The organism is Cryobacterium sp. M96, from assembly GCF_002929845.1.
GTDB classification, from domain to species: domain Bacteria; phylum Actinomycetota; class Actinomycetes; order Actinomycetales; family Microbacteriaceae; genus Cryobacterium; species Cryobacterium sandaracinum.
In genome coordinates this window covers 1-13,913 of sequence record NZ_PJJS01000051.1, presented here as the reverse complement: position 1 = coordinate 13,913, position 13,913 = coordinate 1, and the positions used below count along the sequence as shown (strand labels likewise).

The window sequence follows — 13,913 nt, the reverse complement described above, 5'->3', positions numbered from 1 at the left end:
GTCAGTTCCCCGCTGTGGTCGTCGATTCGTTGGACACGGCGTCGCCGGCCCACTTGCTGCCCCGGCCGGGAGCCGTGCGTGCGGCGACGGCGACGTCCCAGGCGACGATCCCGCCGGCGAGCAGGGTGAGGCCGGTGAAGCCGGCCGCGTCCAGGGCCATCGCGGCGCGTTCGGCCCGCGGCCCCAGATGGCAGTGCAGCACCAGCGGCACGTCCCGCGGCAGGGTGGCCATTCCGGCCTCGGTGAGCAGGTCGCCGAGAGGCAGCAGGACGGCATCCGGGATGGCGCTCTCGGCGTGCTCGTCGGGCTCGCGCACGTCGACCAGCACGAACGGGTCGGTTCCCTCGGCGCGGGCAGTGAGCCGGGCCACGAGCTCCACCGGGGTGAGCGTCGACCAGGCCCCAGCGGTGGCGGCCCGAGCGGAGCCGCGGGCGGCGGCGAGGGTCGCTGCCGGGTTCGGGTCGGCGGCGGCGATGCCGGTGCCGATCAGGGGCACTTCGGTGAAACGGCCCGAGAGCGCGTCGATCACGAGCACGCGCCCGATCAGCGGAGCGCCGATACCGGCGATCAGCTTGATCGCCTCGGTGGCCATCAGCGAGCCCACCTGGCCGCAGAGCGCGCCGAGCACGCCGGCTTCGGCGCAGTTGGGCACCTCACCCTCTGTGGGCGGGGTCGGGAACAGGTCGCGCAGATGCACCCCGGTGAGGCCGCTCTCGGCCGGTGGGGTGGCCCAGAACACCGACAGCTGGGCGTCGAAACGGAGAACGGATGCCCAGACCAGTGGCAGGCCCAGGGCCGCGCAGGTGTCGTTGACCAGGAAACGGGTGGGGAAGTTGTCGGTGCCGTCGATGACCACGTCGTAACCGCCGATGATCGCGGCGGCGTTGCCGGCGTCGAGCCGTTCGGCGTGCTGCACGACCACGGCCTCCGGCGCGATCTGGGCGATCGATTCGGCGGCGCTGGCCACCTTGGGGCGTCCGACATCCGCCTGGCCGTGCACGATCTGGCGTTGCAGGTTGCTGGGTTCGACGTCGTCGCCGTCGACGATGCCGATCGTTCCCACGCCGGCCGCAGCCAGGTAGATGAGCGCGGGGGACCCCAGCCCGCCGGCGCCGAGCACGAGCACCCGGGCGTTGGCGAGGCGGCGCTGGCCGAGCTCGTTGAGCTGGGGCAGACGGCGTTGGCGGGCGGTGCGAACGGATTCGGCGCCGCTCAGGCGGGCGATCGGCTCGACAAGGGGGGGAATGGCCATGCTTCCACGGTAGGCGTTGGCAGCGCCCGGTGTGTACCCAAAACAGTCATCTGAGCACACCCCTTGAATTTCAGGCCGCAATGTAGTCCTCTAGATGTGAAACAGGCACCAACTAGAAATTTCGATGCAGTCTCGCGCGGCCCGACGGGTCTCGCTGTGAGGGAAGCAAACAGGAACTAGGAAGGTACTTCATGACTGGGAACAGAGCAGTTGCCTACAAGAGCCCGGGCGTCGTCGAGGTCATCGACATCGACTACCCGACCTTCGAGCTGAAAGACGGACCGGGTGTCAACCCGGCGAACGTGGGCCGCAAGGTGCCGCACGGGGTCATCCTCCGCACGGTCACCACCAACATCTGCGGCTCGGACCAGCACATGGTTCGCGGGCGCACGACCGCGCCGTCGGACCTCGTCCTCGGCCACGAGATCACCGGCGAGGTGGTCGAATGCGGACCCGACGTCGAGTTCATCAAGGTCGGCGACATCGTCTCGGTGCCGTTCAACATCTCTTGCGGCCGGTGCCGCAACTGTAAGGAGCGCAAAACCGGAATCTGTCTCAACGTCAACCCCGACCGCCCGGGCAGCGCCTACGGCTACGTCGACATGGGCGGTTGGGTCGGCGGCCAGGCCGAGTACGTGCTGGTGCCGTACGCGGACTGGAACCTCCTGAAGTTCCCGGACCGGGACCAGGCGCTGGAGAAGATCATGGACCTCACCATGCTCTCGGACATCTTCCCGACCGGCTTCCACGGAGCGTTCAGCGCGGGCGTCGGGGTCGGATCGACCGTATACATCGCCGGAGCGGGCCCGGTGGGTCTGGCCGCGGCGGCATCCGCTCAGCTGCTCGGGGCCGCCGTCGTCATCGTCGCCGACCTCAATGAGGAGCGGCTGGCGCAGGCCCGCAGCTTCGGCTGCGAGACCATCGACCTGCGGAAGGGCGAACCGCAGGATCAGATCGAGCAGATCCTGGGTGTGCCCGAGGTCGACTGCGGCGTGGACGCGGTCGGCTTCGAGGCCCGCGGCCACGGCAAGGATGCCGGAACGGAGCGTCCGGCCACGGTGCTGAACTCGCTGATGACGGTCACGGCCGCCGGTGGTGGCCTGGGCATCCCGGGCCTCTACGTCACGGGTGACCCGGGCGGGGTCGACGAGGCGGCGAAGGTCGGCTCGCTGTCCATCCGGCTGGGCCTCGGCTGGGCCAAGTCCCTGTCCTTCGCTACCGGTCAGACCCCGGTGATGAAGTACAACCGGTCGCTGATGATGGCGATCCTGCACGACAAGGTGCAGATCGCGAAGGCCGTCAACGCTCAGGCGATCAGCCTGGACGATGCCCCGCGCGGCTACGCCGAGTTCGACGCCGGCAAGTCGATCAAATACGTGCTGAACCCGAACCAGTACATCAAGTAAGCGCGTTCGACCGGTAACAGGACATCCGGCCCGCGGTTCGCCCGGGTCGGATGCCCTGTTCTGCTGAGGCCGGGCATTTGTCACCGTCCCGAAGGACTGTTGCCGCGGAGGGCGGCGGTTAGTGTGGAGACATGATTGATCAGTTCCAACGCCCGCTGCACGATCTGCGCATCTCGGTCACGGACCGCTGCAACTTCCGCTGCGTGTACTGCATGCCCAAAGAGGTCTTCGGCAAGGACTTTGCTTTCATGGAACGCGACGAACTGCTCTCCTTCGAAGAGATGACCCGGCTGGCGCGGATCAGCGTGGCGCACGGGGTCGAGAAGATCCGCCTCACCGGCGGTGAGCCGCTGCTGCGCAAAGGGATCGAGGAACTGGTGGCGATGCTGGCGGCGCTCCGCACCCCGGACGGCCGCCCGATCGACATCGCGATGACCACCAACGGTTCGGTGCTGGCGCTGAAGGCCCGGGCTCTGAAGGACGCCGGGCTGAAGCGCGTCACGGTGTCGTTGGATTCGCTCGACGACGCCACGTTCCGGGCCATGAACGACGTGAAGTTCCCGGTCGCCAAGGTGTTGAACAGCCTGGACGTGGCCCACTCGGTCGGGCTCGGCCCGATCAAGATCAACATGGTGCTCAAGCGCGGGCAGAACGATCAGGACATCGTTGCCATGGCGCGCCACTTCAAAGGCACCCCGTACATCCTCCGGTTCATCGAGTTCATGGACGTGGGCTCGAGCAACGGCTGGGAGATGGGTGACGTGGTGCCCTCGGCCGAGGTCGTGGCCCGCATCAACGCTGAACTGCCTCTCGAGGAGGTGGCCCCCAACAAGACCGGTGAGACCAGCCGCCGGTGGCGCTACCGCGACGGCGAGGGGGAGATCGGCGTGATCTCCAGTGTCACCCAGTCGTTCTGCCATTCCTGCTCGCGGGCGCGGGTCTCCACCGACGGCAAGCTGTTCACCTGCCTGTTCGCGACCGAGGGGCACGACCTGCGTGCCCTGATGCGCGGCGGTTGCACCGATGAGCAGCTGGCCGAGGTGCTGAAGCAGATCTGGCGCGAGCGCACGGACCGCTATTCGGAGCTGCGCAGCGCCGAGACCGGCCGGCTGCGCGCATCCGGCAAGAAGAGAATCGAAATGTCGTACATCGGTGGGTGAATCCAGATGAGCAGGATCACGGCCAGGCGCAAGGTCGTGCGACTGACGGCGGGCGAGAATCCCACCAGCCGGGAAGACGTGCTGGCGGTCGAAGAGCCACTCGAGATCCGCGTGAACGGCCGCTCCCTCGCCGTCACGATGCGAACCCCCGGCAACGATTTCGACCTCGCCGCCGGGTTCCTGGTGTCGGAGGGCGTCATCACCCGGAACGAGCACTTTTCCACGGCCCGGTACTGCGCCGGCGCCACCGTCGAAGGCGTGAACACCTACAACGTGCTCGACGTGTCGCTCGCGCCCGGGGTCACACCGCCCGACCCGAGCCTGGAGCGATCGTTCCTGACGACCAGTTCCTGCGGGCTCTGCGGCAAGGCCAGTATCGACGCCGTGCGCACGAAGTCGGCGTTCCCGGTGACGGCTGACCCGCTTCAGGTCGACGCAGAGCTCCTGACGAGCTTTCCCGAGGTCTTGCGCGACGCCCAGGACGTTTTCGAGAAGACCGGCGGCATCCATGCGGCCGCCCTCTTCGACGGGACCACCGGGCGGATGCTGGTGCTGCGCGAAGACGTCGGCCGCCACAACGCGGTCGACAAGGTCATCGGTTGGGCGCTGAAGGAAGACCTGCTTCCGCTCACCGGCACGGTGCTGATGGTGTCGAGCCGGGCGAGCTTCGAACTGGCGCAGAAGGCGCTGATGGCCGGGATTCCGGTGCTCGCCGCCGTGTCGGCGCCGTCGTCGCTGGCCGCCGAGTTCGCGGACGAGGTAGGCATGACGGTGGTCGGGTTCCTGCGCGGCGACTCCATGGTGATCTACGCCGGGGCGGAACGCATCACGAGCGGCGAGCGGACGCCGCAGAGCGTCCCCGGCTAGCCGCGCTCCGCGGGTTCGACCACCCGCCCGGTGCGCCAGGTGTCGACCGTGATCACGCAGCCCACCACTATCAGGGAGATCGAAACGGAGGCCAGGGCATCCGTGGTCCAGTGGTAGCCGAGGTACAGGCGGCTGAGGGCCGCCAGCGCGATGCCGACCACGGCGATGCTGAGACCGAGGGTGGTGGCCCGCATGCTGCAACGGCGCGAGAGCAGAAGGTAGGCGGTCACCAGCAGGAAGTCGGATGCACCCAGCACGTGGCCGGAGGGGAACGAGAACGTGAGATCCGTGCCGTACAGCATCAGGTCGATCGGCGGCCGCTCGCGGCCGACCGTGCGTCCGATGACCTGGGCCAGCACCACGCCGGTTGCCATGGCACCGGCGAGCAGCAGGGGGCGCCAGGCGTGCCGGGTGAGAAGACCCCAGCCGACACACACGACCAGCACGATCAGGGGCAGCGCGACCGGCCCGAATACGACCGCCAGCACCACCATCACGGTCGTCAGAACGGGGGACCGGGCTTCCAGCAGCCACTCCTGCACGGGGAGGTCGATCGCGGTGACGCCGCCGCCGCTCTGCACACTCAGCAGCGTGAGCGTGAAGACGACGGCGCCGAAACCCAGGCAGGCGATCGCGGTGACTTGGAGCATGCGGCGGGACCGGGCATTGCGTTCCCACGTCTCGACGACGTACCGGTCGTGGAACGTGCGCCACGGATGCGACGCGCGGCTGCGTCGGCGTTCGCGATCGAGTGTCACGGCCAGGGGAGCCCAGACCACCACCGCGATCCCGATGCCGAGCAGTGCCGCCCCGACGGTGTCGGTCAGCCAGTGAGCGCCCAGGTAGGTGCGGCTGAGCATCATCAGCGCCGTGTACAGCGCCCCGGCCAGCCACACCCACCAGAACCGGAAGAGCAGCGCCAGGATTATCGCCAGCGTCGCCGCATTGGCGACATGGCCGGAGGGGAACGACCCGAAATCGACGCTGACCAACAGATCGTCGAGCTCGACCGGGCGGGCCCGGCCGAACAGCCACTTGAGGAGGTGCACGGCGGCACCGGAGACCACGGTTACCGCGAGGGCGAAGCCCGCGGCCCACGGGCGCTTGAAGAACAGGAGCAGGCCGATGAGCAGACCGGGCACGACGACGGAGGCGGTGAGACCGCCGCCCAGGCTGTTCATCACGAGGGCGAGGGAATCCCACACCGGTGCCCGATTGCCGGACACCGCGATCATCCACTCCGTGTCCAGGGCGAACGGCTTGCCGTTCCGGGAGATGACCAGGCCCAGACCCACCGCCAGCGCGACGGTGACCAGCCCGGAGAGCAGCGGCCACCAGTGGGTGACGCGCTGTGCCCCAGCGCCCGTGTTCACGCCTCGGCTCACGTCAGCGGTGCTGAATTCGCTGCCTCGTGGGCGATGAATCGCACGGACATGGCCTTGTAACCGGGGGTGTTCGACTCCCGGGCCACGAGCTCGCGGTGCATCAGGGCGTTCGCCTCGGGGAAATACGCGGCCGCGCAGCCCCGCGGGGTGGGGTAGACCACCAGGCGGAACTCGTTGGCGCGCCGCTCCTCGCCCCGGAAAGTGCTGATCACGTCGACCATGTCGCGGTCCGCAAAGCCCAGCTCGGTGACGTCGTCCTGGTGGATCAGGATGACCCGGCGGCCGCCGGAGATTCCGCGGTAGCGGTCATCCAGGCCGTAGAACGTGGTGTTGTACTGGTCGTGGCTGCGCATGGTCTGCAGGATCAGGTGGCCGGCCGGCGGGGTGAGGTACTCGAGCGGGCTGACCGTGAACCGGGCCCGGCCGATGTCGGTGGCGAAGCTGCGGGTGTCGCGGGGTGGGTTGGGCAGTACGAAACCGTTCTTCGTCTTGAGGCGCGCGTTGAAATCGGTGAAGCCCGGGAGAACCCGCGAGATGCGGTCACGGATGACGTCGTAGTCGTCGGCCATCGCCTTCCAGTCGATCACGTGGTCGTCGCCGAGGGTGGCGCTGGCCATCCGGGCGACGATGACGGGCTCGGCGAGCAAGTGCTCGGAGACCGGGTCCAGACGCCCCTGCGTGGTGCGCACGACCGACATGGAGTCCTCGACCGAGAGCACCTGGCGACCACCCGGGTGCTTGTCGTCCGTGTCGGTGCGCCCCAGCGTCGGCAGGATCAGCGAGGTCGTGCCGTGCATGATGTGCGACCGGTTGGGCTTGGTCGACACGTGCACGGTCAGGCCCACGCGCTGCATTGCCGCCTCGAGGGCCACTGTGTCGGAGCAGGCGAGGGCGAAGTTGCCGCCCATCGACACGAACACGTCGACGTCGTCGTTCTCGAAGGCCGCGACGGTGTCCACCGAGTCGAGGCCATGCTTGCGAGGGGACTCGATGCCGAATTCCTTGTCCAGCGCGGCGAGCATCGATTCCTTGGGCTTCTCCCAGACGCCCATGGTGCGGTCGCCCTGCACGTTGGAGTGGCCGCGAACCGGGCAGGCGCCGGCGCCCGGCTTGCCGAAGTTGCCCTGAAGCAGGAGCAGGTTGATGATCTCCTTGAGTGTGTTGACCGAGTGCGGCTGCTGAGTGAGTCCGAGCGCCCAGCAGATGATCGTGGCCGTGGAGTCGATCATCATCTGCGCGACGGTGGAGATCTCCACCGCGGTGAGCCCGGTGGCCTTCTCCGTCTCGGCCCAGTCGATGGTCGTGCGGGCGGCGCGGTACTCGTCGAGGCCCTGGGTGTTCGCCGCGACGAACTCCGCGTCGACGACGGAGCCGGGAACGCGCTCCTCCGCTTCGAGCAGCAGGTGGCCGAGGGCCTGGAACAGGGCCAGGTCGCCGCCGACCTTGATCTGCAGGTACTCGTCGGCGAGTGCTGTGCCATCGCCGATCAGGCCGGAGACCGACTGGGGATCCTTGAAATTGAACAACCCGGCCTCGGGCAGCGGGTTGACGGCGACGACCCGGCCACCGTTGTCCTTGCACTCCTTGAGGGCCGACAGCATCCGCGGGTGGTTGGTGCCCGGGTTCTGGCCGACGACGAGGATCAGCTCGGCATGGTGGATGTCTTCGAGCGAAACGGTGCCCTTGCCGATGCCGATGGTGGCGTTCATGGCGCTTCCGGAGGACTCGTGGCACATGTTCGAGCAGTCGGGCAGGTTGTTCGTGCCGATCGAGCGGGCGAACAGCTGGTAGAGGAACGCCGCCTCGTTGGCGGTGCGTCCCGAGGTGTAGAAGACCGTACGGTCGGGAACGGTGGCTCGGATCCGCTCGCCGATGAGCTCGAAGGCTTCGTTCCAGGAGATCTGGGAGTAGTGCGTGTCGCCGGGACGGATGACCACTGGATGCGTGATGCGGCCCTGGTTGCCGAGCCAGTACTCGGTCTTCGTGGCGAGCTCCTCGATCGAGTGCTCGGCCCAGAACGCCGGCGTCACGGTGCGCAGGGTGCTCTCCTCGGCGACGGCCTTGGCGCCGTTCTCACAGAACTCCGCGGTCTTGCGGTGGCCCTGCGACTCCGGCCACGCGCAGCCCGGGCAGTCGGTGCCGTCGCGCTGGTTGAGGCGCAGCAGCGCCTTCGCCGTGCGGGGAACGCCGGCCTGCGCGAACCCGCGATCGAGCGCCACCAGAACCGCTTCCACTCCGGCCGCGGACTTCTTCGGCTTCGTGACGACCAGATTGTCTTCGTTGATGTCTTCGATCGGAGCGCGTCGTGTCATGTGACCATTTTGCTCCATTTCACAGGGCGTTCCGACATCGGCTACGTGTATGTTCGGATCGGACTGCTTGAAGCAGGAGACAGAGGGGGCACCGTGGGCACTCACACGACGCTGGACACGATGCGGCAGACCCGGTCAATCCTGGACGGCATTCGCTGCGCCGACGACCTGACCATCGCAGCGAGCCGGGACGGCGGCATCCGCGCCGTGCGCCTGCTCGCGCAGGCGGCGACCGACCCTGGCGACCAGCTGACCGCGATCGCAGCCATTCACTCGCTCGGCCAGGTGTTCGACGAGTCCGCGGATGACGTGCTCGTGTCGCTGCTCACCCACGACTCCCTCTTCATCCGCGAACACACGGCCTGGGCGTTCGGCGCCCGGCTGCCCCGGTTCGAGGCGATCTCCGGACTGCTGAGCATGGTGGTCGACGGCGGCTTCTCCGGCATGATCGCCCAGCGCACGCTGGAGCAGTGGAGCTCGTCGGTGCCGGTGCATGTGGCGCTCGCCCTCGAGGGCACCCTGATCGGCGTGCATGAGTGCGGCGCCCGCGCCCGCCTGGTCGAAACGATGGGTCTCATCGCCGGGCGCATCCCCGAACGTCTGCTGCGCCGGGTCGCAGTCGACGGCTCCGAGCCGAACGCGGTGCGTGCGGCGGCGATCGCGGCCATCGGCGACCTCGGTCCGAACGAGGCCAACATCCGTATCGTGAGCGACCTGTCGCAGGGCAGCGGCGTGCTTGCCGACGTGGCCCGGCTCGCCCTGATCGACTTGACCGTGCCGGCCTACCCGCGCCCGCCGTGGAGCCGGGGGCTGACGGTGGCCCAACTCTTCCTGCACGCCGACATCGACCGCGAACTCAGCCAGGTGGGAGCCGGCGATAACGGCGGCATCGCCACGCTGCTCGTGCGCCTGGGCGACGCGCTCGTCTCCGGCGGCAACGGCAGCGGCGGCAGTGAGCGCGGCGGCTCCGTGGAACGGGTGCTCACCCTCTCCCGCGGCAGCTTCGCCGGCGCGCTCACCTCTCTGTCCGAGGTCGGGTCTTCCCTCGCGGAGCACGCCTTCGCGACCGTGCCCTTCCTGGGCGAACCCGTCGCCTCGGTCGATGCCTGGCCGCGGCGGATTGCGACGCAGCGCGGCATCCGTCGCATTCTGCGCGCCGCCGGCACCGTCGACGCGATCCACCTGCGAATGGCCGACATCGGCACGCTGGCTGCCTCCACCGTCGCCCGCGAGCTCGACATTCCGATCGTGTTCACGGTGGCCCCCGACCCGCACAGCGTCATCCACTCCCTCGACAGTTCCGGGGTGCTCACCCGGGCGAACTTCGGCACGGTCGACGAGACCGAGCACTTCTGGTTCCGGGCCCGGCTCGTTCAGCGGCTGGCCGCGGATGCCGCGCACACTGTTCTCTTCCCGAGGCCCGAGCTGCGGCGTGACATGCGCGACCTTGTGGGAATCGATATCCGGCAGCATCCGGAACGCCACTCCGTGATCGCGGAGGGCATCGACCTCGCCGTGATCGAGCGTGCCCTGGCGGATGCCCGACTCGCGGCCGACCCGCCCGCCGCGCACGCGACCGGGGCGACCGGCGTGACCAGCGCGGCGGGCGCGGCGGGCGCAGCGGCGCTAGCCGAACTGGACGACCTGCTCACCACCCTCCCGCCGAGCCGGCGCGGGCTTCCGCTCGCCGTCACCGTCGGACGCCTGCACCGCGTCAAGGGCATGGCTGCCCTGGTTCAGGCGTGGGCTGCGGATGCCAACCTGCGCGCCCGCTGCAACCTGCTCATCCTCGGCGGGGACCTGAATTCTCCCTCCCTCGACGAGAAAAGCCAGCTGGACCAGATGGCCGCGGTCGTCGACCTCGCCAATGCGGCCGACCAGGGCCTACTGCTCGCCGGGCACCGCACCAACGACACCGTGGCGCACTGGCTGGCCGCGGCCCGGTACGGCCGGCCCGGACTGGCGGCCCCCAATGGGGCGTATGTCTGCGCGAGCATGAAGGAAGAATTCGGCATCGCCCTGCTTGAGGCCATGGCGACCGGGCTCACCGTCGTCGCCCCGAATTCCGGCGGCCCGGCCACCTATGTGGAGCACGCAGTGACGGGTTTCCTCGTCGACACCGGCAACCAAACGGCCCTGGCGGGCGGGATCATCGCTGCACTCGAGTTGGCTGCCGGCCCTCTCGGACCGGAGTACGCGGACCGGGCCGGGGAAATGGTGTCGCGTTCCTTCACGATCCAGGCCATGGCTGAGACGCTGACCCGGGTCTACCGCGACGTCGCCGACACGAACGAGTCGGGCGCGTACCTGGTGAGCGTTTCATGACGCTGCTGATCATCAGCCCGGACTACGCCTCCCACCTGTTCCCGCTGGCCACTCTGGGCACCGCGTGGCTGGAGGCCGGCGAACGCGTCGTGGTGGCCAGCGGTTCGGCCACTGCCGACATCGTGGCCGCGTTCGGATTCGAGCGCATACCCCTGCAACTGGGCCGCGGCTCGAACCCCGGCACGATCCGCGCCGAGGAACAGCCGACGGGCGAGGACGACGCGCTCCGCGGGTTCTTCGACGCCACCCGGCTCGGAATGGTGGAAACGCTCTGTTTCCAGGCCAAGGCACGCAGCAGCGACCTGCTCTGGAACCCGGTGGAGGTGGCCCGCGCGGTACAGCTCATCGTGGCCGAGGTGCAACCCGACCACGTGATCGTCGATCACCTGGCGTTCAGTGCGCGCCTCGCTTTGGTGAGTGCGGGCATCCGTCACGCCGATGTGGTGCTCGGTCACCCGTCGGCGCTGCCCGTGGGCGCGGAGGTCTACGGTTTCCCGCCGGAGTGGCCGCTCGCCTTCGCGCCCGACAGCGACGACCTCGGCGCACTCCTGACGATCTGCGAGAGCGTGCGGGATGCGTTCACCACCCAGTGGAACGACGCCCTGCGGGTTCTTGACCCGGCCGCGCTGCCGAGCCCGGATGCGTTCATGGAGTCCGGAGACATCCTGCTGCTCAATTATCCGGCCGAGCTGCACGACACCGCACGTGGCGAGTTGCTGCCGGCGCACGCGTTCCTCGGCTCCGCCGTGCGCAACGAGGCCGCCGACGACGAGGTGAACGCCTGGCTCGCCGCCGACAGTGACCGGCCCATCGTCTATGTCAGTTTCGGCAGCTTCCTGTCGGTGCGCGGGGATGTTCTCGCCCGGGTGGCCGAGGCGCTTGCCGCACTCGACGTGCGGGTGGCCGTCGCCACCGGTGCCACCGACCCCGCGGAACTCGGGCCGATCCCCGACTCCTGGCTCGTGCGCGCGTTCCTGCCGCAGGTCACCGTGCTGGCGCGCTCGGCTCTGGCGGTGTCGCACGGCGGCAACAACAGCGTCACCGAGGCGATGACCTCGGGGGTGCCACTGCTGCTGCTGCCCTTCTCCACCGACCAGTTCGCCGGGGCCGCCGCGGTCGAAGCGGCCGGATTCGGGCTGTCCCTCGCGCCCAACACGGCTACGGTTGAGGAGCTTCGGGCCGGAATAGCCGAACTGCTCGCGCTCGACGGGGACGCCCGGCGAAGCCTGGATCGGTTGAGTTCCTCGCTGCAGGGCGGGGCCGGGCCCAAGCGCGCGTACGCGGCGCTGCTGGCGGTGCCGGTCGAGCTGTAGGTTGCGAGTATCCGGGAGGTCAGACGTCGATCGCGTAGACCAGGGATTCCTGCACCATACCGAACCAGTCGTAGATGTCGTTCAGGAACGGTGCCGCGTCGGCGCTCCGCGCCGGCACCCCGTCGGGCCCGATCTCGAGGCGTTCGGCAAGGGTGAGGCGCAGGTCGGTGAGCGTGCGCAGCCAGGACTGCACGTCGTCGGCGTCGAGGTCGATAATCACGGGCGCCTCGGCGGATGCGGCCGCGTCGGCGGTCGCAGGTAGCTCGGCGTCGTTCGGTTCGTCGGCGATGTCGGCGGGCGGTTCCTCGCCGAGCGTCGCAAGCATGCACCGGGCGTTCCGCACCTTGCGCTCGAGCAGGTCATCGGCGGTGAACCGGCGGAATTCCGCGGCGGCCTCGGGGTCATCGGCGTAGGCATCCGGCAGCAGCCGACGCAGGGCCGGGTCACCGGATGTGCCGAGTGCGTGGGTTTCGGCGCCCTCCAGCAGGTCAATCAGCTGGCTCGCGGCCAGGCGCAACAGGCCGATCTCGACGGGTTCGAACCGGGCGGTCACGCTGCCGGCGTTCTCGCTGCCCGTCATGAACTGCATCATGCGTCGGCCTTGGCGAGGGTGGCCCACAGCCCGTAGCCGTGCATGGCTTCGACGTGGCGTTCCATTGCTTCCCGGTTGCCGGAAGCGACGACGGCCTTCCCGTCGTTGTGCACCTGCAGCATGAGGCGCTCGGACTCCAAGGCGGAGATGCCGAAGTAGCTGCGGAACACGTAGGAGACGTAGGACATCAGGTTCACCGGGTCGTCCCAGACGATGGTGATCCAGGGGCGATCGAGGGACACGGCGTCTCGCAGATCGAGTCGTTCGTCAGTCTTCGGCACGGGTTAAGCCTCACACGGAGGGGGGGCAATTCCAACCCGGCGTGGCCGGTGTCCGGGGGCGTGGTGCGGTGCGGTTTCGGTGCTCAATCGCGCGTGTCGACGTCGAGCCCGGTCTCGAGGTCGGCGCAATCGACCAGCCGGGTGTTGTGAGACTGCAGGTAGGGACGTGCGCCGGTGTCGCCGGTGGCGGTGTCGATGAGCGCGCCCCAGTGTGCTCGCCCGATCACCACCGGGTGTCCCGGGCGGGCGTCGAAGCCTGCCTGCCGGAGCGTGAGCGGGCCGACGGGGTTCGCGTCGGCATCCGTGGCACCGGGCACGGTGGCACCGGGCACGGTGTCACCGGGCAGGGTGTCACCGGGCAGGGTGTCGATGGGCAGGGTGCCGATCAGTCGTGCGACCGTGCCGGGCAGCAGACCCGGGATATCGACCGGGACGATCGCCACGGCGACCGGAGCAGGCAGGAGCTCGGTGGCCTGCAGCTCGGTGGCTTGTCGCAGGCCCGCCCGCAGGGACGCGGAGAGTCCCTCTGCCCAGTCTTCAGCCTGCGTGAGGACGACCGACGGGGTCATGCCGAATTGGTGGAGCAGTGCCCGGACTTCTGCGGTTTCGGCGCCGAGCACGACGATCACCGGTGAGCAGCCGGCATCCGTGAGCGTGCGGATCGTGCGCACCAGCCAGGGGATGCCGTCGTCGCCCTGCGCAAGTGCCTTCGGCATGCCGTAACGGGAGCCGGCGCCGGCTGCGAGCACGAGGCCGGCGATTGGTGCGGAGGAAGTGGCCATGCCTGCCATCGTAGGGCGGTGCGGGTGTGGGCACGGGTGTGAAGGTCGGTCGGGCACGGCCCGCACGATTCTCACCTTTTAGTCCATCAACCCCTGACGAATTCGACGGAGATTTCACCGATTTCGCGCCCAAATGGATGCTCGGGGCCGGTTCTAAGCAAAATCTCGGCTCTCCTGCTTCATCTGTGGGTGTTTCGGAGCGCCTTAACGGCCGCACGCCGCTTCCTGTCTAGGTTTC

Annotated in this window: 11 protein-coding genes; 5 read left to right on the top strand and 6 right to left on the bottom strand. The window is 68.7% G+C overall.

Features of this window, described 5'->3' with window-relative positions; all coding sequences use genetic code 11:
• Position 1: 1 nt before the first annotated feature.
• Entirely contained in the window at positions 2-1,252 is a 1,251-nt protein-coding gene (locus CXY79_RS11140) for a ThiF family adenylyltransferase (protein ID WP_104101331.1), read from the bottom strand.
• 191 nt (positions 1,253-1,443) lie between these two features.
• Between CXY79_RS11140 and fdhA the strand changes: the two genes are divergently transcribed.
• The 3 genes from fdhA (at position 1,444) to fdhD (ending at position 4,685) form a co-directional block, all read left to right on the top strand.
• Positions 1,444-2,658, top strand: coding sequence for a formaldehyde dehydrogenase, glutathione-independent (gene fdhA, locus CXY79_RS11135; protein ID WP_104101328.1), 1,215 nt, complete (start codon positions 1,444-1,446; stop codon positions 2,656-2,658).
• Positions 2,659-2,789: 131 nt separating this feature from the next.
• On the top strand, positions 2,790-3,818 hold the full coding sequence (gene moaA / locus CXY79_RS11130; RefSeq protein ID WP_104101326.1) for a GTP 3',8-cyclase MoaA: 1,029 nt from the start codon (positions 2,790-2,792) through the stop codon (positions 3,816-3,818).
• A gap of 6 nt (positions 3,819-3,824) precedes the next feature.
• Positions 3,825-4,685, top strand: coding sequence for a formate dehydrogenase accessory sulfurtransferase FdhD (gene fdhD / locus CXY79_RS11125; RefSeq protein ID WP_104101323.1), 861 nt, complete (start codon positions 3,825-3,827; stop codon positions 4,683-4,685).
• On the opposite strand, the gene CXY79_RS11120 is transcribed toward fdhD, so the two are convergent.
• Together CXY79_RS11120 and CXY79_RS11115 are read right to left on the bottom strand one after the other, a co-directional pair.
• Complete coding sequence (locus CXY79_RS11120) at positions 4,682-6,058, bottom strand: phosphatase PAP2 family protein (RefSeq protein ID WP_233191429.1); 1,377 nt, start codon at positions 6,056-6,058, stop codon at positions 4,682-4,684. The two genes, fdhD and CXY79_RS11120, sit on opposite strands and share 4 nt — an antisense overlap.
• 8 nt (positions 6,059-6,066) lie before the next feature.
• Entirely contained in the window at positions 6,067-8,382 is a 2,316-nt protein-coding gene (locus tag CXY79_RS11115) for an FdhF/YdeP family oxidoreductase (protein ID WP_104101320.1), read from the bottom strand.
• A gap of 93 nt (positions 8,383-8,475) precedes the next feature.
• Between CXY79_RS11115 and CXY79_RS11110 the strand changes: the two genes are divergently transcribed.
• Both CXY79_RS11110 and CXY79_RS11105 read left to right on the top strand, forming a co-directional pair.
• Positions 8,476-10,707: a glycosyltransferase gene (locus CXY79_RS11110; protein ID WP_104101683.1), complete on the top strand. Its 2,232-nt coding sequence runs from the start codon at positions 8,476-8,478 to the stop codon at positions 10,705-10,707.
• Complete coding sequence (locus CXY79_RS11105; RefSeq protein ID WP_104101318.1) at positions 10,704-12,020, top strand: glycosyltransferase; 1,317 nt, start codon at positions 10,704-10,706, stop codon at positions 12,018-12,020. The genes CXY79_RS11110 and CXY79_RS11105 overlap by 4 nt, the downstream gene beginning before the upstream one ends.
• Positions 12,021-12,039: 19 nt before the next feature.
• Here the strand turns inward: CXY79_RS11105 and CXY79_RS11100 are convergent, their stop codons facing one another.
• The 3 genes from CXY79_RS11100 to CXY79_RS11090 all read right to left on the bottom strand — a co-directional run bounded on the left by CXY79_RS11100 (position 12,040) and on the right by CXY79_RS11090 (position 13,675).
• Positions 12,040-12,612 (bottom strand): DUF2017 family protein, encoded by a 573-nt coding sequence (locus tag CXY79_RS11100; protein WP_104101316.1) that lies wholly within the window; start codon positions 12,610-12,612, stop codon positions 12,040-12,042.
• Positions 12,609-12,893 carry an ATP-dependent Clp protease adapter ClpS gene (clpS, locus tag CXY79_RS11095; protein WP_233191428.1) on the bottom strand — a complete coding sequence of 95 codons (285 nt, stop codon included), beginning with the start codon at positions 12,891-12,893 and terminating at the stop codon, positions 12,609-12,611. The genes CXY79_RS11100 and clpS overlap by 4 nt, the downstream gene beginning before the upstream one ends.
• An 83-nt stretch (positions 12,894-12,976) precedes the next feature.
• Positions 12,977-13,675: an NTP transferase domain-containing protein gene (locus CXY79_RS11090; RefSeq protein ID WP_104101313.1), complete on the bottom strand. Its 699-nt coding sequence runs from the start codon at positions 13,673-13,675 to the stop codon at positions 12,977-12,979.
• Positions 13,676-13,913 lie beyond the last annotated feature (238 nt).